The organism is Streptomyces sp. NPDC046909 (assembly GCF_040644695.1).
Classification (GTDB): Bacteria; Actinomycetota; Actinomycetes; order Streptomycetales; family Streptomycetaceae; genus Streptomyces.
In genome coordinates this window covers 167,171-185,045 of the sequence record NZ_JBEYXC010000013.1, presented here as the reverse complement: position 1 = coordinate 185,045, position 17,875 = coordinate 167,171, and the positions used below count along the sequence as shown (strand labels likewise).

Genomic DNA, 17,875 nt, shown 5'->3' with positions numbered 1-17,875 from the left:
CGCCTGTTGTAGAGGGCGGCAGGCGGGGAGAAGCGGGTGGGGCGAGGCGGGTCCGGGGTGCCGGGCCCGCCTTTCTCGTGCCGAGGCCGTCAACTTTGATTGACAAGCGAGGCGTGTCAACGTAGGTTGACATCATGACCGAAGCAACGGATCTCGCCGAGCGTGCGGGCGACCGCGATCCACGGGTCGGCCTGCGAGCCGTCGCCGCGCTGCGCCGCCTCCTGGAGCAACTGGAGTCGGTGCAGGTGCGCAGCGCGCGCAATCAGGGCTGGTCGTGGCAGGAGATCGCCGCGGAACTCGGTGTGAGCAGGCAGGCCGTGCACAAGAAGTACGGGAGGCATTGATGTTCGAGCGGTTCACGAAGGACGCCCGCGCGGTGGTCCAGGCGGCGGTGGAGCAGGCCGTGGGGGTGGGCGCGACCGCTGTCGACGCCGAGCACATCCTGCTCGCGCTCCTCGAACGCGAGGCGAGCCGCGCCTCCTTCGCCCTGGCCTCGCTGGGGCTGACGGACCAGCGCAAGGAGTCGGTACGGCAGGCACTCGCCGAGTCCCGACGACGGGCCGGCCTCTCCCGGGCCGAGTCCGACGCCCTCGCGGGGCTGGGGATCGACGTGGCGGGGATCGTGGCCCGGGTGGAGGAGGTGCACGGGGTCGGGGCGATGTCGGGCGACCGCAGGGGCAGGGGGAAGGGGCAGGGCAAGGGCAAGGACGGTCTGTCCGGGCGCCGCCCCTTCAGCCGGGGCGCCAGGGAGGTCCTGGAACGCTCCCTCCGCACCGCCACCGCCCACCATGACCGCCACATCGGCGACGAACACCTGCTCCTCGCCCTCACCACCCGCCCCGGAGTACCGGGCGAGGTGCTCGCCGACCACAGGGTGACGTACGAGTCGCTGGTCCGTGTCCTCTACGGCGGGGGAGAGGCGAAGGCGGGCTGAGGGGATGGCTGAGAGGATGTCAGTGGCGGGTCCTAGGGTGAGCCGTACCTGGGCCCACCTGGCCCGTCACACCTCCTGGGGGGATTTCTCGTGTCCGTTTCCGAGCCCGTGCCGCTCTCCTTCGTCCCGGCCGACGGGGTGGTGCGCGAGGCGGTGACCAAGATGGGCGGGCAGCCGGTGTGGCTGGAGGCCCCGCAGTGGCCGGTGTCCCTGGAGACCGGTGAACCCATGCAGTTCCTGGGGCAGTTCGCCCTGGACGGCGGCCGGCTCGCCTACCTCTTCATGACCGGCGACGAGGATGAATTCGTCGACGGCACCTATGAGCCCGAGGGCGGGGAGAACGCCCTCCTCGTCCAGCCCGGGGGCCGCATCCCGGACTTCGTGACGGTCGAGGCGCGTGCGGAGGGGCCGAGCGTGGGGTCCGATCAGCTGCCGGGAGCCGGGGAGCGCGAGGGCGGTGACGAGGCGGGGCGCGACGCGGGTGACGAGAACGGTGAGGGCGGGCCCTGGCAGTTCCTCGGCGGGGTGGGTGTGCGGCCCCACTGGCTCCAGAACCCGGAGACCCCCGGCGAGGGCTGGAGCCTGGTGGTTCAGCTCGACGCCGAGGATCTGCCCTTCTACGTCAACTTCGGTGACGCGGGCATCGGGTACGCCTTCCTCTCCCCGGACGGCAAGGAGGGGCGCTTTCTCTGGCAGTGCGGCTGACGTCGGGCGCGCGCCCTGTCAGCCACACTGTCAGCCCCCCGCCAGCCGCCCCGTCAGCCTTTCGGCGTCCGCAGCAGCGCCCCGATGTGGGCCGCCGCCGTCGACAGATGGCGGCGCGCGTCGCGGAGCTGGTCCGGGGTGATGCCGTGGTCCCGGGAGGCGTCGCGGATGTCGTCGCGGAAGCGGTCGAGGAGGCGGTCGAGGTCGCGGGCCGGGTCACCGGTGCCGTCCTCGTGGGCCCAGGCGGGTTCGTAGTCGGCGGGGAAGTCCTCCGGGGTCCGGGAGTACTCCGGTGTGCTCGGCGCCGACTTCGCGGTGTCCTTCTCCGCGTTCCCGTGCCGTCCGTCGTGGCCCTGGCCGAAGCCGAAGTCCTTGCCGAACTCCCGGCCGTAGTCCCGCCCGAACTCGCCGAACTCCTTGGCCAGTTCGGTCAGCCCCTCGCGCACCCCGGTGGGCCAGTCGCCGCGCGCGAAGTGGTCCTGGACCTGCTCCTGGACCCGTCGGGCGATGCGCTGCACCTCCTCCTGGGCCTGCACCCGGGCCCGCTCCTGGGCCTCCTTGGCTTGGCGCCGGGCCCGCTGGGCCTCCTCGCGGGCCCGCCGGCTCTCGTCCTTGGCGCGCCGGGCCTGCTCCTTCCACTCCTGCTTGACGCGGCGCATCTCCTCCTTGGCGGCGCGCCACGACTCCTTGTCGGCGTAGTCCCCGAAGTCGCCGAGGGAGCCCTCCTGTTCGGCGCCGGCGCCGGTGCCCGTGCCGGTGCCGGTGCCGCGCCGCGCCTCCGAGGCCGCCGCCCGCATCTCGCGCCGCAGATCACCCGCCGCGCCCCGCACATCGGCCCGGATCTCGGCGGCGAGCTCGGCGACCGACTCCCGGATCTCCAGCTCCAGGTCGGCCAGCTCGCCGCTGCGGTCGGCCAGTTCGGCGCGGCCCGCGTCCGTGATGGCGTACACCTTGCGGCCGCCCTCGGTGGTGTGAGTGACCAGGCCCTCGGCCTCCAGCTTGGCGAGGCGCGGGTAGACGGTGCCGGCCGACGGTGCGTAGAGCCCCTGGAAGCGCTCCTCCAGCAGCCGGATCACCTCGTAGCCGTGGCGAGGGGCCTCGTCGAGCAGCTTCAGCAGGTAGAGGCGGAGGCGGCCGTGGGCGAAGACGGGAGGCATGTCAGAGCACCTTCTTGTCGGTCGTGCCGTCGGCCGGGGAGTCGTCGGTGTCCGCGTCGTCGGCAGCCGCGTCGGCGGTGTCGGCGGCGTCACCCGGGCCGGAAACGGAATTGTCCCCCGAGTCGCTCCGCGGCTCGGCCGCCGGGGTGTCCGGGGTGTCCGTCTCGTCGGTCACCGGGCGCGCGTCCTCCGGGCCCGAGTCGCCTGAGCCCAAGTCGCCTGGGCCCATGTCCTCCTGGCCTATGTCCTCCGGGTCCACGTCCCACGGCGCGTCCTCGGCCGGAGGCCTGCGCAGGAGGGCGATCGAGCCCGAGACCGTGGTCGCCTTGAGGCTGCCGCTGCCCGCGCCGAGCCTTCCGGTGATCCGCTTGGCGCCCCACTGGCCGCCGACCCGCAGATCCTCGAAGGCGTTGGAGACCGAGCCGCTCGCGGTGTTCGCCTCCACCTCCGCGTCGGCCGGGTGGGGGAGCCGGATGGCGATCTCGCCGGAGACGCTCGTCAGGTTGATGTCGGTCGGACGGCTGGTCGGGTCGAGGTCGACGATCATCGAGCCGCTCACCGATTCCGCCTTGACCGAGGAGCCCGCCTCGACCACGGTCAGATCCCCGGAGACGGAGTTGAAGCGGAGGTCGCCGCGCAGGGCCTGCGCCTCCAGGTTCCCCGAGACGGTGTTGGCGCGGACGGGTCCCGTGAGCCCCACCAGAGTGGTGTCGCCGGTGACGCCCTTCACCTCCGCGTGTCCGTCGATGCCCGAGACCACGGCCCCGGCGCCCACCACGCCGACCTCGACGCGGGTGTCGGCGGGCACGGCCAGCGAGACGACGGCGCTGCGCCGCCAGCCCTTGCGGTCCAGCCACTTGAGGAAGCCCTTCCAGGGCAGGTCCTCGTAGGCCACCGTGAGGGTGCCGCCCTCCTGGGACACCAGCAGGGGCGGGCCCTCCAGCTCCGAGACCTCCAGGCGGGCGGAACCTTCGTCGGTGCCCACGACGTTCACCGTTCCATTGACGATGCGCACGTGGAGCCGGCTCACCGGCTCGTCGAACGTGAGCTTTCGCGGTTCCGTTACGGACCACTCGGACATGGTGCAGACCTCCCCGTGACACCACACACGCCATATCGCATCTTCCGCTATTCACGATATATCGCGCCCATGGAAAGTCAAGACACCCGTTCTGGGGACACCGGACTCCACCAAAATGCCCAAACCACACAAACCCCCCTAGCGTGTGAGCATGTCGTCGACGGAAGCCCCCCGCTCCGGTGCCCCGCGCACCGGCCCCGCCCCCGGCGCCCTGCTGCTCTGCCGCGCCGAGCCCGAGTCCGTCGCCCCCGCCGCCCAGCTGCTGCGCGAGCGCATGCTGCTCACGAGCGCGGGCGCGGAGTGGAGCGTCCTCGTCCCCGAGGGAAAGCCCTGGCAGAACGGCGGCGAACCGGTCGACCGCGTCCTCACCGGCTGGGCCACCGCCCTCGCCGTCGGCGCCCCCTGGCCCGTCCTCGCCCTGTGGTGGGACGCCGAGCGCAGCGGCTACACCCTCGCCTCCGGCTTCCGCCGCACGGTCGGCTACGTCTGGCTCGCCAACGGCACCCCGGCCGGCGAGGACGAGGCCATGCGCACCTTCGCCGCCCGCCTGGGCCTCGACCCGGTCCTGGACGTGCAGTCCCTCGACGCCCTCACCCAGCCGGACACCGCCGCCGACGCCCGCGCCCGCCTCCGCGGCCTCCTCGCCGTCCTCACGCGCGCGGGCCTCACCCTCCCCACCGGCCTCACCCCCGGCGAACCCGCCGACCGCCTCCGCGAGGTCGCCCGCGTCCAGCCGGACGCCCGCCCCGTCGAATGGCCCGGCTGGCGCGACGCGGTCCGCGCGGAACTCGACGTCGTCGAAAGCAGCCGCCTCGGCCCCTGGCTCCCCTGGGCGGGCACCCCCAAGGCCCGCGCCCTGGCCCTCGCCCAGGTCGCCACCGGCCTCCCCCTCGCCGCCTGGGGCCTACGGCACCGCAGCGGCGGCTGGGTCACGGCGGGGGCGCTGCTGCTGGCGCACGGGGCGCTGGGGCTGGCGTACGACCTCGCTCGTCCCCGGGACTGACGTACGGCATACCCTGAGGGAGTAGGTCCCAGGGCACTGCCCGTCCGTATCAGGAGCGAGAGTTGTACTTCACCGACCGTGGCATCGAAGAGCTGGAGAAGCGGCGCGGCGAGGAGGAGGTCACCTTCGAGTGGCTCGCCGAGCAGCTGCGGACGTTCGTCGATCTCAACCCGGACTTCGAGGTGCCGGTGGAGCGGCTCGCGACGTGGCTGGCGCGGCTGGACGACGACGAGGACGACGATTAGTCGGTACTAGCGGTCGGACGGCGGGAGGAACCGCCGTCGCCCGCGCGGGCCGGTGTCCAGGGTGTACCCGGCGGCCTCCAGCAGGGCGGTGTTCCTGGCGTGGGAGCGCCGGTTGGAGAAGACCCCCACGGTGACGAGGGCCATCGACCCGATCCAGACGAGTGCGCCGACGCCCAGGCCGAACCGGCCGGCGAACGCCAGGGACACGAGGCTGACCAGGAACACCGAGAGGCCGATCTTCGCCTTTTCTCCGATTCCGTGATCCATCGCGAAGTAGCCCTGGGCCTTGATGAGGGCGACCGCGTCGGGGTCCAGCGGCGGCAGCTCGCCCCCGTCGGCGGCGTCCTGGTACCGCGCCCGGTTCTCCGCGGCCCGTGCCTGGGCCTGCGGACTCGGATCCGGCTCGAACCGGATCAGCAACTGCCTTCTGCCGACGGTGACATCCGTGTACGTGTACCCGAACTGCTGGGCGTAGAAGACGAGCGGGGCGAACGCCTGCCCGAAGGTGCCGGCACCGGCCTGCACGGGCTCCCCCGCTGCCATCCGGCGCAGCATCCTCCGTATGTGTCGCTCGCTCATCAACGCTCTCTCACTCAGACCTGAAGGGCCCGGTCCCCACGACGAGGACCGGGCCCTTCAGCAAACGCTCCGAGGGTTTACGCCTCGAACACCTCACGCACCAGCTGCTCCTGCTCCGCCTGGTGGCGCTTCGCCGAACCCACCGCCGGCGACGAGCCGTGCGGGCGCGAGATGCGCCGCAGCCGCTCGCCGTGCGGGATGTCCGCGCCGACCGCGAGGTCCAGGTGGTCGATCAGGTTGAGGGCGATGAAGGGCCATGCACCCTGGTTCGCCGGCTCCTCCTGGGCCCACAGGTACTTCTCGGCGTTCGGGTACTTGGCGATCTCGGCCTGGAGCTCGGCACCCGGGAGGGGGTACAGGCGCTCCAGGCGGATGATCGCCGTGTCCGTGATGCCGCGCTTCTGACGCTCGGCGTCGAGATCGTAGTAGACCTTGCCGGCGCAGAAGACGACCTTCTTGACCGCGGCCGGGTCCACCGACGCGTCGCCGATGACCGGGCGGAACTGACCCGACGTGAACTCCTCCGTCTTCGACGCGGCGGCCTTGAGGCGCAGCATCGACTTCGGGGTGAAGACCACCAGCGGCTTGTGGTGCGGGTTGTGCACCTGCCACCGCAGGAGGTGGAAGTAGTTCGAGGGGAGCGTCGGCATCGCGACCGTCATGTTGTTCTGGGCGCAGAGCTGGAGGAAGCGCTCGACACGGGCCGAGGAGTGGTCCGGGCCCTGGCCCTCGTAGCCGTGGGGGAGGAGGAGCGTGACACCGCTCGTCTGGCCCCACTTCTGCTCCGCCGCCGAGATGTACTCGTCGACCACCGTCTGCGCGCCGTTGACGAAGTCGCCGAACTGCGCCTCCCACATCACGAGCGCGTCGGGGCGGGCGAGCGAGTAGCCGTACTCGAAGCCCATGACCGCGTACTCGGAAAGCAGGGAGTTGTAGACGTTGTAGCGGGCCTGGTCCTCGGCGAGGTACTGGAGCGGGGTGTACTCCTCGCCCGTCTCACGGTTGATGAGGACCGCGTGGCGCTGGCCGAAGGTGCCGCGCTGGGAGTCCTGGCCCGACAGGCGGACCGGGGTGCCCTCCAGCAGCAGCGAGCCGACGGCGAGGGTCTCGCCCATGCCCCAGTCGATCGTCCCGTCCTCGACCATCGCCGCCCGGCGCTGGAGCTGGGGCAGCAGACGCGGGTGGACGTGGAAGGTGTCGGGGATGTTGACCTGGGACTCGGCGATCCGCTTGACGACCTCGGTGGAGATCGCGGTGTTCACGGCGACCGGGAACTCCGCCTGCGGGTCGGAGATCGGGCCCGCGGCCGGCTGGGCCGTGACGGCCTCGCGGACCTCGGTGAAGACCTTCTCCAGCTGGCCCTGGTAGTCCTGGAGCGCCTGCTCGGCCTCTTCCAGGGTGATGTCGCCGCGACCGATGAGGGACTCGGTGTAGAGCTTGCGCACCGAGCGCTTCTTGTCGATCAGGTCGTACATCAGCGGCTGGGTGAAGGCCGGGTTGTCCGACTCGTTGTGACCGCGGCGGCGGTAGCAGATGAGGTCGATCACCACGTCCTTGTTGAACGCCTGACGGAACTCGAAGGCCAGGCGGGCCACACGGACCACGGCCTCCGGGTCGTCGCCGTTCACGTGGAAGATCGGGGCCTCGATCATCCTCGCCACGTCCGTCGCGTACATCGACGAGCGGGAGGATTCAGGCGCCGCCGTGAAGCCGACCTGGTTGTTGATGACGATGTGGACCGTGCCGCCGGTGCGGTAACCCCGCAGCTGCGACATGTTCAGGGTCTCGGCCACCACACCCTGGCCCGCGAAGGCCGCGTCACCGTGCAGGGCGACCGGCAGGACCGTGAAGTCCGTACCGCCCTTGTTGATGATGTCCTGCTTGGCGCGGGCGATGCCCTCGATGACCGGGTCGACCGTCTCCAGGTGGGACGGGTTCGCGGCCAGCGAGACGGTGATCTGCTCGCCGTCCAGGCCGGTGAAGGTGCCCTGGGCGCCCAGGTGGTACTTCACGTCGCCGGAGCCGTGCATCGACTTCGGGTCGAGGTTGCCCTCGAACTCACGGAAGATCTGGGCGTACGACTTGCCCACGATGTTGGCGAGGACGTTGAGGCGGCCGCGGTGGGCCATGCCGATGACGACCTCGTCCAGACGGGACTCCGCCGCCGAGTCCAGGACCGCGTCGAGCAGCGGGATGACGGACTCGCCGCCCTCCAGGCTGAAGCGCTTCTGGCCGACGTACTTGGTCTGGAGGAAGGTCTCGAAAGCCTCCGCCGCGTTCAGGCGGCGGAGGATCCGCAGCTGCTCCTCGCGCTCCGGCTTGGAGTGCGGGCGCTCGATGCGGTCCTGGATCCACTTGCGCTGCTTGGGGTCCTGGATGTGCATGAACTCGATGCCGGTGGTGCGGCAGTACGAGTCGCGCAGCACGCCGAGGATGTCGCGCAGCTTCATCAGGGACTTGCCGGAGAAGCCGCCGACCGCGAACTCGCGCTCCAGGTCCCAGAGCGTCAGGCCGTGCTCGGTGATGTCCAGGTCGGGGTGCTTGCGCTGGCGGTACTCCAGCGGGTCGGTGTCGGCCATGACGTGGCCGCGGACCCGGTAGGAGTGGATCAGCTCGAAGACACGGGCGGCCTTGGTGACGTCGTCGTCGTGCGACGCGTCGATGTCCTTGAGCCAGCGGACCGGCTCGTAGGGGATGCGCAGGGCCTCGAAGATGTCGTCGTAGAAGCCGCCCTCACCGAGGAGGAAGTTCGCGACGATCCGCAGGAACTCGCCGGAGGCGGCGCCCTGGATGACCCGGTGGTCGTAGGTCGACGTGAGCGTCATGACCTTCGAGATGCCGAGCTTGTTGAGGGTGTCCTGGCTGGTGCCCTGGAACTCCGCCGGGTAGTCCATGGAGCCGACGCCCATGATGACCGACTGTCCGGGCATCAGACGCGGGACCGAGTGGACGGTGCCGAGGCCGCCGGGGTTGGTCAGGGAGACCGTGACACCGGAGAAGTCGTCCATCGTCAGCTTGCCGTCACGGGCGCGGCGGACGATGTCCTCGTAGGCCTGCCAGAACTCGAAGAAGTTCAGCGTCTCGGCCTTCTTGATGCCCGCGACGACCAGCTGGCGGTCGCCGTTGGGCTTCACCAGGTCGATGGCGAGGCCGAAGTTCACGTGGTCGGGCTTGACCAGGGTCGGCTTGCCGTCCTTCTCCGTGAAGGAGTAGTTCATCGACGGCATGGCCTTGATCGCCTGCACCATCGCGTAGCCGATGAGGTGCGTGAAGGAGATCTTCCCGCCCCGGGCGCGCTTCAGGTGGTTGTTGATCACGATGCGGTTGTCGAAGAGCAGCTTCACCGGGACGGCGCGCACGGACGTGGCCGTGGGCACCTCCAGGGAGGCGTTCATGTTCTTCGCCACGGCGGCGGCGGGGCCGCGCAGGGTGATCAGCTCCGGGCCGTCCGCGGAGGCGGCGGCGGGCGCGGCCTTCGGCTTGGCCGCAGGAGCCGGCTTCGCCGGGGCCGCGGCGGGAGCCGGAGCGGCCGGGGCGGCGGCCTTCGCGGGCGCCGCAGGCGCCGCGGCGGCGGGCTGCGCGGCCGCAGGAGCCGGAGCGGGCACCGAGGGGGCCGCAGGGGCGGCCGGGGCGGCGGGCGCGGCCGGAGCCGCGGGGGCCGGAGCAGCAGCCGCAGCCGGGGCGGCGGCGCCCGGCTTGTAATCGGCGAAGAAGTCCCACCAGGCTCGGTCTACCGAGTTCGGATCCTGGAGGTACTGCTGATAGATCTCGTCGACGAGCCACTCATTGGGACCGAACGCCGCAGCGGGGTTCTTGCCCGCTGCTTGGTCGGTGTCGGTCGAGATGCTCGAGTTACTGGGGGACTGTGGCGACACGGCGGCAACCGCCCTCTTCCGCTTCACAAGGTGATGGACAGCGGGAATAAAGGCTACGCCTCCCTGGCCGGGAAGGTCAGGCCGGGCAAGGTCATCGTCGCGTAAGTCACATCGGAAAGTGTGTTTCGGGGCCAGAAATGGCGGGAAACAAGCGTGGTTCCGCTTCTCACGGCGTCAACTGGCAAGGGGTGAGCACGGCCCCGGGCGCCGATGGCGCGGGCCTGTGGCCGAGCAGTGGCCGATCACACGTGTCCGGCAGCGCGGACAGTGGTGGATCTTGTGGCTCCGGTTCGAACTTTACGTCAACTTGGCAGAGATGGAAGTCCCGGAAGGGTGACAAGAATCCGGCAGCCCCGCTCGGATTCGGCCACCCCGATCCGGCCGCCGTGCAGATCCACCGCCCAGCGCGCGATCGCCAGGCCGAGCCCGGTGCCGCCGTCGCTGCCCGGACCGTGCGGCCGGTTCACGGCCCCCCGGTTGAACCGCTCGAAGACGCGATGCCACTCCGAGCGCGGGATGCCGGGGCCCTCGTCGAGAACCTCCAGCTCAAGGGAGTCGGGCTGGTCCCCGCGCCGGGCCTTCACGGTGACCCGGCCGTGCGGCGGGCTGTGCTTGACCGCGTTGTCGATCAGATTGGCCACGACCTGGTGGATCCGCTCCGGGTCCGCGTTCGCGGTCAGCTCCGGCGGGGACACGTCCAGGTGCAGATGGACGTCGGTGCGCGTATGGCTGCCGGAACCGGAAGCGATGCCCGCGCGGGCCGAGGCGACCATGTTGGCCTCCTTCAGCACGCCCGACAGATACGGCCACACCTCGAAACGGCGCGTCTTCAGCGGGACGACGCCGTTGTCGAGACGGGAGAGGTCGAGGAGCGTCTCGACCAGCCGGCCGAGGCGCTCGGTCTGCTTGAGGGCCGTGCGCATCGTCTCGGGGTCCGCGGGGGACACCCCGTCCACGATGTTCTCCAGCACCGCCCGCAGCCCCGCGATGGGGGTGCGCAGCTCGTGGGAGACATTCGCCACGAGCTCCTTGCGCTGCTGTTCCTGGGCCTCCAGGTCGTCGGCCATCCGGTTGATGGTCTCGGCGAGGTCGCCCAGCTCGTCCCGGCGGTTCTCCCGCACCCGACGCGTGTAGTCGCCGTGCGTGATGGAGCGCGCGACCGCGTTCATCTCGTCCAGCGGGGCCGTGAGCGAGTGCGCCACGAACTGGGTGATGAGCAGGGTGGCGATCATCGAGAAGACCGTGATGAAACGGATCTCCGTCTTGGTCTGCACCGCGATCATCGACAGGCCCGTGGTGATCAGGACCGAGGCGACGACGAGCGCCCCCAGCTTGGTCTTGATCGAGAACGGGCGCACGCTGCCCCAGGGCTCACCGGAGCCCTTCCACTGCTCCCCGGGACCTCTCCGTCCGGCCGGACCGCCGCTCATGGCGTCGGCGTCTCCAGGGCGTAGCCCACGCCGTGCACCGTGCGGATCCGCTCGGCGCCGATCTTCCGGCGCAGCGCCTTGATGTGGCTGTCGACCGTGCGGGTGCCGGAGGCGTCCGCCCAGTCCCACACCTCGGCGAGCAGCTGCTCTCGGGAGAGCACCGCGCGCGGGGTGTTCGCCAGGCACACCAGGAGGTCGAACTCGGTGGGGGTGAGGTGAACATCCTCACTCCGCACCCGCACCCGGCGCTGCGCGTGGTCGATCTCCAGCTCGCCGAGGCGCAGGATGCCGCTTCTGGGCGTCGCGGCGGCCAGCGCGGCCCGCTCCACACGGCGCAGCAGGACGTGCACCCGCGCCGCGAGCTCCCGCATCGAGAACGGCTTGGTCATGTAGTCGTCGGCGCCGACCCCGAGTCCGACCAGCATGTCGGTCTCGTCGTCGCGCGCGGTGAGCATCAGCACCGGCACCGGACGGGCGGCCTGCACACGGCGGCAGACCTCCAGACCGTCGAAGCCGGGCAGCATGATGTCGAGGATCAGCAGATCGGGCTGCCAGGCCTCGGCCGTGTCGACCGCCGCCGGACCGTCGCCCGCGGTTTGCACGAGGAATCCCTCGGCTCGCAGGCGGGTCGCGATGGCCTCCACGATCGTCGGGTCGTCCTCGACCACCAGCACCCGTCGCTGTGCGCCGGGAGTGGCCGTAGCCGTGCCGTTGTGGGAGGTGTGTGTCTGCTCCATCGCCCGCCCCAAGGGTTGCTTTCCGGAATCAGTGGGGTGATCCCGCTTACTGGCTTGTGCCTGTGCATGCTTGCGATTGACGCTTGAATGATCTGCGCCAGGGAAGCAGAGTACGGGGAGTCACCACGCCACGGCTATCCAGGTCGGACAGCGAGGTGTACGACGTCCGGAACGCCCCGGGCAACCGGGACCTCTTCGGTACGCACCCGTTGGAATCCGGCATTCCATAGGGTTCCTTCAAATTCCGGAGAAGGCTGCGCCGACCACACGGCGAGCACCCCGCCGGGCCTCAACGCCCTTGCGCAGCTGGCGAGTCCGGCGCCTGAGTACAGGCCGTCGTTGCCCTCGGTGACGGTCCAGTCGGGTCCGTTGTCGATGTCCAGGCACAGCGCGTCGTACGTGTCCGATGTCTCATTCAGATAAGTGACAAGATCGGTTTCCAGAATCCCGGTGCGCGGATCGGCGAGGGCGGCCGCGGAGAGCGCGGACAGCGGGCCGTGGCGATGCCAGTCGATGATGGCGGATTCCCGCTCCACGACCGCGATCCGGCCCCAGCGCGGATTCCCGGCGGCATGTGCGAGCGAGAACCCGACCCCGAGCCCCCCGATCAGCACACTCGGCTCCGCCCGGCCGTCCAGCGCGTCGAGCGCCACATCGACCAGCAGCCGCTCCGAGCGCCCGTCCGAAGTGTCCATCAGGAAGCACCCGTTGGCGATGATCTGGAGCAACTCACCGTGCCGGCGCAGCACGACCTCACCGTGCGGGCCCTCGCGACGGTCCAGGATTTCGGGGATGTCGTACGAGATGGGCATCGGCCCATCTTGGCAGTTCGGTGACGGGGGCACAGAAACTTACGGGACGACCAGGGGCGGTTCTTGAGAAGTGCCTGTGAATCGGCGTTGGCGTGGCGCCGGTCACAGACAGCGGGGGTGTGGGGCGCGAAGGCTGGGGTGAAACGGAAGGAGCGCCTCACGGTGGAACGGACTGAGCCGGCTCTCCCTGATGTCTCCGGCCTGCTGGACGGCATCCCGAGCCAGCGCGGCGGCCCGGCAGCGACTGCCCCCGCGGCCGCGGCTCCTGAGCGACGACGCCCCCGCATCCGCCCCTGGCGACTCCTCCCCACCCCCACCGGCACCCCGTTCACCTTCGGTTACGCCGCCGTCCTCGCCGCGACCTCCCTCGTCACGGAATACGCCGACCCCACCCTCGTCCACTCCCTCCTCCAGGGCTCCAGCACGGACGTGGCCCATCTGATCCGCACGCCGGTGCTCGTCCTGCTCGCCAGCGCGCTGTGGATCGCGGGTGGCATCGCTTCGCCGTACGTCGTCGGCTTCCTCCTCGTCATGACCGCCCTGGAACGCCGGATCGGCGGTCTGCGCACGGCCGGTGTCTTCCTCCTCGGCCACGTCCTCGCCACCCTCCTGACCGAACTCCCCGTCGGCCTCGCCGTCCTGGCCGGCCACCTCCCCGACAGCTCCCTCCACCGCCTCGACTACGGCATCAGCTTCGGCGTCGCGGCGGGGACGGGGGCGCTGGCGGGGCTGCTGTCGCCGTGGGTGCGGTGGCCGTTGCTGGGGTTGTTCGGGGGAATGCTGGTGCAGGATCTGCTGGCGTTCACGGATCCGATGACGGAGTGGGGGCACCTGTTCTCACTGGCGATCGGGGTCGCGACCTGGCCGGTGGTCAGGCGGTGGGCGCGGGTCTCCGGGGCGGGCGGGCCGAACGCCGTCCCGCAGGTGTCGTAGGCCTTCCTGGGTCTTCTTCCTAGGCCTCTCTGGCCGCGGCCAACTGCTTCGCCAACCCCGGTACCCCGAGCCGCTGTTCGTCCGCCTCGCTCGCCCCGTGCAGGCGGTTGCGCAGCTGGTAGGGGTCGGCGCGCAGGTCGTAGTACTCGCGGAAGAGGAGTCTGCCGTCGCCTCGGGGGCGGCCGTCGGCGCCGAGGCGGGTGCGGTAGTACTCGGTGTACTGGTGCGACTTGCCTATGAAGGACGCCCAGGTGTGGATCGGTTGCTGGTCCTGCTGGTTCCACCACCACTCGGCGAGGAGGTGGGTGCGGTCGTTGGCGGGGTCGAGGAGGGAGTGGCCGTCGTGGGGGGTGTCGGGGGTGACGCCGGCCGCGTCGAGGAGGGTCGGGGCGATGTCGATGTGGCCCGTCAGGCGGTCGTCGGTGCTCCCCGTGCCCAGGCCGCCGGCCGGCCAGGAGAGGTGGAACGGGACCTCCAGGCTCGGGCGGTACGGGACCGACTTGCGCAGCCAGCCGTGGTCCGCCCAGCAGAGGCCGTGGTCGCTGGTGAACAGGACCAGGGTGTTCTCCAGTTGGCCCAGCTCGCGGAGCTTGTCGCGGAAGTCGCGCATCGCGTCGTCCACCGAGAGCAGGGTGCGGAGCTGGCGGGTGCGTAGCGCCTTGCCCTGGGCGAAGGTGTGGTGGGCCGCGCGGAGGAACGGCGGCTTGTCGCCCTTGTCGTTCTCGAAGACCGACGGGCGGCCCTCCCACGCAGGCACGCGCGTGTGGGCGTACCGCTTCTCCGGGATGTTGACCTCGTGCGCGGCGCGCGTGGCGACGTACGCGAACCAGGGACGGTCGTCGGTGCGGGAGCGGTCGATGAAGGCGAGGGCGCGGTTCTTGATGACGGTGGTGTTGTAGCCGCGGATGTTCCGGACGGTGCCGTTGTCGTTGTAGTGGCCGTTGTAGTACGCCACCGGCTCCTGGAGCAGCCACTCGTCGAAGTGCGGCGGGTTGTCGCCGGGGTGCCAGTAGTTGAGGTACTTGCCGAACAGGCCCGTGCGGTAGCCGGCCTCGTGCAACTGGCGCTGGACCGTGGTGCGCTGGTCCAGGTGGGCGGGGTGGCGGGTGTCGAGGAGGCCGTGGTTGTGGGCGTACCTGCCCGACATGATCGAGGCGCGGGACGGGGCGCACAGCGGGGTGTTGGCGTGCGCGCGGGCGAAGGTCGTCCCGTTGCCGCCGAGCCAGTCCAGGGTCTGCTTCAGCGCCCAGTCGGTCTCCTTCGGCTGGTCGTCGGTGAGGACCAGGAGGATGTTGGGGCGGGTGTCCCGGCGGGGGACGGCGGGGGTGGTGGGGGAGGCGGCGGCGCGGCTCGCCACGGGGGCGGCCGTACGGGGTGTGTTCGCGACCGGGGTGCTGCCGCCTCCGCCTCCTTCGCTGCCGAACCCGCCCTTGGTGACGAAGGGGATCGCCGCCCCGGTCGCCGCGACCGCGGCCCCCGCGATCAGCGCGCGCCGTCCCGGCCCCCGCCGCTGCCCCTCGGTCATCCGCTTCCCCAAGTCCCCGTAAATGCCCGTAAGACCGGGCTTGCAACCTGTGAACGAGCTTGCAGTGTGCAGCGACTTCCTGTGAACCCCGTTGCGGGAACGTCGCGGTGACCTTGCGGAACTGTGGCTGTGGTGGGGCTGTGGAGCGATTCGAGTGGGCTCCTAGTTGATCCACCTGGCTTCGGATTCCACAGGGCACCATCCATCACTCAGAGGAGCAACCGATGAGCACCGAGAACTCGAAGGACCTGGACGCCGAGGCCGTTCTCGCCCTCTCCGAGGAGGACGAGTCGCTCTCCGTCGAGGCGGTCAAGCCGAAGCGGGCCAACAGCAAGTACGCCATCCTGCCCGAGGGCGACGCCTGATCGACCTGGCCGACGGGCGGCTGTTTCGGCCCTCTGGCCGAAACAGCCGCCCGCGCGCTTTTCCCGCCCGCGATCCGGCTCTTTCCGACCGCGATTCGACCCCCGTCCAGCATCGGACCTCACGAGGGCTCACATGCCGCAGCCTCGCATTCTTCTCGTCAATCCGCCCATCTGGAACGTCTACGCGCCGCACCTCGCGGTTCCCCTGCTGGCCGCGGTGATGCGACGGCACGGCTGGCAGGTGTCGTCCCTCGATCTGAGCATCGAGCAGACGGACTGGCTGCTGTCCACCGAGGGACTGCTGGCCCTCCTCCCCCTCGCCGAACGCCGGCTGGGCGGCCTGTCCTTCGACGAGCGGCGGGCGCACGAGGAGATCCTCGCGGTGTTCGGCGACACGGCGGCCCGCGTGGACGACGCCAGGGCCGCGCTCAAATCCCGGGACATTCTGACGGACCCGCACGCTTTCGTGAACGCGGCCACGGTCGTCCGCAATGGACTCGCCTGCGTATCGGCTTCCTTCCCCGGCCTGAATTTCGATCTGCGGGCCAATTCCTCCTGCTTCTCCCGGCGGCGCTCGGATTCCGTTCTCGAAGCGGCCGGTTCGACGGATCGCAATGTCTACGGATGGGCCCTGGAACAGCGCCCGATTCCCGAACTGGACGACAGCGATCTCGCCGTCGTCGGCATTTCCGTGTCCGCCGACACCCAGCTGATCGCCGCACTCACCGTGGCCCGCCATGTCAAGACCCGACGGCCCGACGTCCATGTGGTCATGGGCGGCAACCTCACCACCCGCATGGTCAGCCGCTGGCAGGAGGAGCACCCCTTCTTCGCCTACGTGGACTCCTTCATCTCCTACGAGGGCGAGGACGCGCTGCCCGCCCTGTGCGACCGGATCACCGGCGCCGACGACCGGACCATCCCCGGGCTGCTGGAACGCGACGGCCGCGGCGGACTGCTGCGGACCCCGGCGGCCATGGTCGACGTGTCCGACCTGCCCACGCCCGACTTCGACGGACTGCCCCTCGACAAGTACTTCGCACCCGGACTGGTCCTGCCCCTCCAGGCCTCCCGCAGCTGCGCCTGGGACTGCGCGTTCTGCTCGATCCCGTTCGCCAGCAACAAGTACCGCATCCGGCGCCCGGACCAGGTCGTCCACGACATGGCCGCCCTCGCCGCGAAACACGGCGGCGGCACCTTCATGTTCGTCGACGAGATCATGACCCTCACCTCGCTGCGCGGAGTCTCCCGGCAACTCGTCGACGGCGACCACGACTTCCACTGGTACGGCGAGACCCGCTTCAGCAAGGGGCTCGACGACGAGCTCGCGAAGGCGCTGCGGGACTCCGGGTGCCGGCGGCTCGACCTCGGCCTGGAGTCGTACAACCAGCGGGTCCTCGATCTGATGCGCAAGGGCACCAAGGTCGCCGACATCGAGCCGTCGCTCCAGGCGCTGCTCGGGAACAAGGTGCCGGTGCACCTGTTCTGCATGACCGGGTTCCCCGGCGAGACCGAGGAAGAGGCGCTGCGCACCCAGGAGTTCGCGGCGGAGGCGCTGCGCCGCTCCACCGAGGAGTTCGACGTGCCGTACTCCACGGCCGCCAACGGACCGTTCATCCTCGACGTGCTCTCCCCGGTCGGGGAGCGCCCCGATCTGTTCGGTGTCGAGCTGATCCCGCCCGGCGAGGGCGAGGACCTGGCGTTCGACCTCGACTACACGGTCAGCGAGGGCCTCACCCAGGAGGACGCGGCCCGGCTCACCTCGGGTGGACCGGGGGCGGTCGCCGCGGGCGCCGCGTTCCACCGGGGGACCTGGATCGGGGACGCCGAGGAGTGGTCGTTCCTGTGGGCGATGGCCGAGGCGGAGCTGCCGGACCGGCAGCTCACCGCGCCTCCCGCGCCGTACGCGCACGTGGACGCCACGACGACGGTACGGCTCGCGGACGGAGTGCGGGCCAGGACCTCGGTCACCGGGCGGGGCATCCTGCTGCACGTCCCGTCCGGCGATGCCCTGCTGTCCGTACCGCGCGAGTGGGGTCCCCTGCTCGACGGGCGGCCGCACCCCGTGGCCGAGCTGTGGGAGAACTTCCCCTCGGCCACAGCCGCCGCGAGTTCCCTGGCACGGCTCGCCGCCCACCACGCCGTGACCCTCACGCCCGTCGCCGGGCCGCGGCCGCTCTGGTACACCTCCCAGCCCCACGAGGTGACCGACAGCCGCGCCGACGGCAGTTGTCTGCTGGTCTCCCCGGAGACCCAGAACCGGGTCAGGGTCTCCGCCGCCGGCCGGCTCGTCTGGCTGCTCGCCGCCGACGGCGCGACGGCCGCCGAACTGTCGGCCCGGTCCCGGCTGCCGGAACCGCGACTGGGTCCGCTCCTCGACTCCCTGGCCGCCCATCAGGTGATCGCGGCGGCCGGTCTCCACCCCGCGCTGCTGGAACAGGCCGTGCCGGTCCCGGCCGCGCAGCCCGTCCCCTGACGGCCCGTCCGAGTCCAG

General features: G+C 70.7%; 16 protein-coding genes. 8 read left to right on the top strand and 8 right to left on the bottom strand.

Annotated features, from left to right (window positions below; all coding sequences use genetic code 11):
* The first annotated feature begins 134 nt into the window (after positions 1-134).
* From ABZ928_RS36240 to ABZ928_RS36230, 3 genes are all read left to right on the top strand, one after another.
* Positions 135-344: an HTH domain-containing protein gene (locus ABZ928_RS36240; RefSeq protein ID WP_007384656.1), complete on the top strand. Its 210-nt coding sequence runs from the start codon at positions 135-137 to the stop codon at positions 342-344.
* Positions 344-934, top strand: coding sequence for a Clp protease N-terminal domain-containing protein (locus ABZ928_RS36235; RefSeq protein ID WP_361528301.1), 591 nt, complete (start codon positions 344-346; stop codon positions 932-934). The genes ABZ928_RS36240 and ABZ928_RS36235 overlap by 1 nt, the downstream gene beginning before the upstream one ends.
* A 90-nt stretch (positions 935-1,024) precedes the next feature.
* A complete protein-coding gene (locus ABZ928_RS36230; RefSeq protein ID WP_361528299.1) occupies positions 1,025-1,639 on the top strand; it encodes a hypothetical protein in 615 nt (204 codons plus the stop codon).
* Positions 1,640-1,692: 53 nt separating this feature from the next.
* Here ABZ928_RS36230 and ABZ928_RS36225 read toward each other — a convergent pair whose 3' ends face one another.
* Complete coding sequence (locus ABZ928_RS36225; protein ID WP_361528297.1) at positions 1,693-2,796, bottom strand: helix-turn-helix transcriptional regulator; 1,104 nt, start codon at positions 2,794-2,796, stop codon at positions 1,693-1,695.
* Position 2,797: 1 nt separating this feature from the next.
* Positions 2,798-3,877 carry a DUF4097 family beta strand repeat-containing protein gene (locus ABZ928_RS36220; RefSeq protein WP_361528295.1) on the bottom strand — a complete coding sequence of 360 codons (1,080 nt, stop codon included), beginning with the start codon at positions 3,875-3,877 and terminating at the stop codon, positions 2,798-2,800.
* A 151-nt stretch (positions 3,878-4,028) separates the two neighbouring features.
* Between ABZ928_RS36220 and ABZ928_RS36215 the strand changes: the two genes are divergently transcribed.
* Positions 4,029-4,880, top strand: coding sequence for a hypothetical protein (locus tag ABZ928_RS36215; protein WP_361528293.1), 852 nt, complete (start codon positions 4,029-4,031; stop codon positions 4,878-4,880).
* A 62-nt stretch (positions 4,881-4,942) separates the two neighbouring features.
* Positions 4,943-5,125, top strand: coding sequence for a DUF6104 family protein (locus ABZ928_RS36210; protein WP_361528291.1), 183 nt, complete (start codon positions 4,943-4,945; stop codon positions 5,123-5,125).
* A 6-nt stretch (positions 5,126-5,131) separates the two neighbouring features.
* Here the strand turns inward: ABZ928_RS36210 and ABZ928_RS36205 are convergent, their stop codons facing one another.
* From ABZ928_RS36205 to ABZ928_RS36185, 5 genes are all read right to left on the bottom strand, one after another.
* Complete coding sequence (locus tag ABZ928_RS36205; RefSeq protein WP_361528289.1) at positions 5,132-5,704, bottom strand: hypothetical protein; 573 nt, start codon at positions 5,702-5,704, stop codon at positions 5,132-5,134.
* A gap of 77 nt (positions 5,705-5,781) precedes the next feature.
* Positions 5,782-9,579, bottom strand: a complete 3,798-nt coding sequence (locus ABZ928_RS36200) for a multifunctional oxoglutarate decarboxylase/oxoglutarate dehydrogenase thiamine pyrophosphate-binding subunit/dihydrolipoyllysine-residue succinyltransferase subunit (protein WP_361528287.1) — start codon at positions 9,577-9,579, stop codon at positions 5,782-5,784.
* 302 nt (positions 9,580-9,881) lie between these two features.
* Positions 9,882-11,009, bottom strand: a complete 1,128-nt coding sequence (locus tag ABZ928_RS36195) for an ATP-binding protein (RefSeq protein WP_361528285.1) — start codon at positions 11,007-11,009, stop codon at positions 9,882-9,884.
* Positions 11,006-11,746, bottom strand: a complete 741-nt coding sequence (locus ABZ928_RS36190) for a response regulator transcription factor (RefSeq protein ID WP_046261291.1) — start codon at positions 11,744-11,746, stop codon at positions 11,006-11,008. The genes ABZ928_RS36195 and ABZ928_RS36190 overlap by 4 nt, the downstream gene beginning before the upstream one ends.
* A gap of 134 nt (positions 11,747-11,880) precedes the next feature.
* On the bottom strand, positions 11,881-12,558 hold the full coding sequence (locus ABZ928_RS36185; protein WP_361528283.1) for a spermidine synthase: 678 nt from the start codon (positions 12,556-12,558) through the stop codon (positions 11,881-11,883).
* Positions 12,559-12,720: 162 nt separating this feature from the next.
* On the opposite strand from ABZ928_RS36185, the gene ABZ928_RS36180 reads away from it, so the two are divergent.
* On the top strand, positions 12,721-13,491 hold the full coding sequence (locus ABZ928_RS36180) for a rhomboid-like protein (protein WP_361528281.1): 771 nt from the start codon (positions 12,721-12,723) through the stop codon (positions 13,489-13,491).
* A gap of 19 nt (positions 13,492-13,510) precedes the next feature.
* Here the strand turns inward: ABZ928_RS36180 and ABZ928_RS36175 are convergent, their stop codons facing one another.
* A complete protein-coding gene (locus ABZ928_RS36175; protein WP_361528279.1) occupies positions 13,511-15,016 on the bottom strand; it encodes a sulfatase in 1,506 nt (501 codons plus the stop codon).
* A 224-nt stretch (positions 15,017-15,240) separates the two neighbouring features.
* Here ABZ928_RS36175 and ABZ928_RS36170 point away from each other — a divergent pair, with 224 nt between their 5' ends.
* Together ABZ928_RS36170 and ABZ928_RS36165 are read left to right on the top strand one after the other, a co-directional pair.
* Complete coding sequence (locus ABZ928_RS36170) at positions 15,241-15,381, top strand: hypothetical protein (protein WP_361528277.1); 141 nt, start codon at positions 15,241-15,243, stop codon at positions 15,379-15,381.
* Positions 15,382-15,514: 133 nt separating this feature from the next.
* Positions 15,515-17,857, top strand: coding sequence for a radical SAM protein (locus ABZ928_RS36165; RefSeq protein ID WP_361528275.1), 2,343 nt, complete (start codon positions 15,515-15,517; stop codon positions 17,855-17,857).
* Positions 17,858-17,875: the final 18 nt, after the last annotated feature.

Excerpts from the sequence above, each read along its gene's own strand:
- ABZ928_RS36225 (WP_361528297.1), bottom strand. The coding sequence starts at position 2,796 with ATGCCTCCCGTCTTCGCCCACGGCCGCCTCCGCCTCTACCTGCTGAAG.
- ABZ928_RS36205 (WP_361528289.1), bottom strand. The coding sequence starts at position 5,704 with ATGAGCGAGCGACACATACGGAGGATGCTGCGCCGGATGGCAGCGGGG.
- ABZ928_RS36165 (WP_361528275.1), top strand. The coding sequence starts at position 15,515 with ATGCCGCAGCCTCGCATTCTTCTCGTCAATCCGCCCATCTGGAACGTC.
- ABZ928_RS36190 (WP_046261291.1), bottom strand. The coding sequence starts at position 11,746 with ATGGAGCAGACACACACCTCCCACAACGGCACGGCTACGGCCACTCCC.
- ABZ928_RS36220 (WP_361528295.1), bottom strand. The coding sequence starts at position 3,877 with ATGTCCGAGTGGTCCGTAACGGAACCGCGAAAGCTCACGTTCGACGAG.
- ABZ928_RS36215 (WP_361528293.1), top strand. The coding sequence starts at position 4,029 with ATGTCGTCGACGGAAGCCCCCCGCTCCGGTGCCCCGCGCACCGGCCCC.
- ABZ928_RS36195 (WP_361528285.1), bottom strand. The coding sequence starts at position 11,009 with ATGAGCGGCGGTCCGGCCGGACGGAGAGGTCCCGGGGAGCAGTGGAAG.
- ABZ928_RS36235 (WP_361528301.1), top strand. The coding sequence starts at position 344 with ATGTTCGAGCGGTTCACGAAGGACGCCCGCGCGGTGGTCCAGGCGGCG.
- ABZ928_RS36240 (WP_007384656.1), top strand. The coding sequence starts at position 135 with ATGACCGAAGCAACGGATCTCGCCGAGCGTGCGGGCGACCGCGATCCA.
- ABZ928_RS36170 (WP_361528277.1), top strand. The coding sequence starts at position 15,241 with ATGAGCACCGAGAACTCGAAGGACCTGGACGCCGAGGCCGTTCTCGCC.
- ABZ928_RS36175 (WP_361528279.1), bottom strand. The coding sequence starts at position 15,016 with ATGACCGAGGGGCAGCGGCGGGGGCCGGGACGGCGCGCGCTGATCGCG.
- ABZ928_RS36185 (WP_361528283.1), bottom strand. The coding sequence starts at position 12,558 with ATGCCCATCTCGTACGACATCCCCGAAATCCTGGACCGTCGCGAGGGC.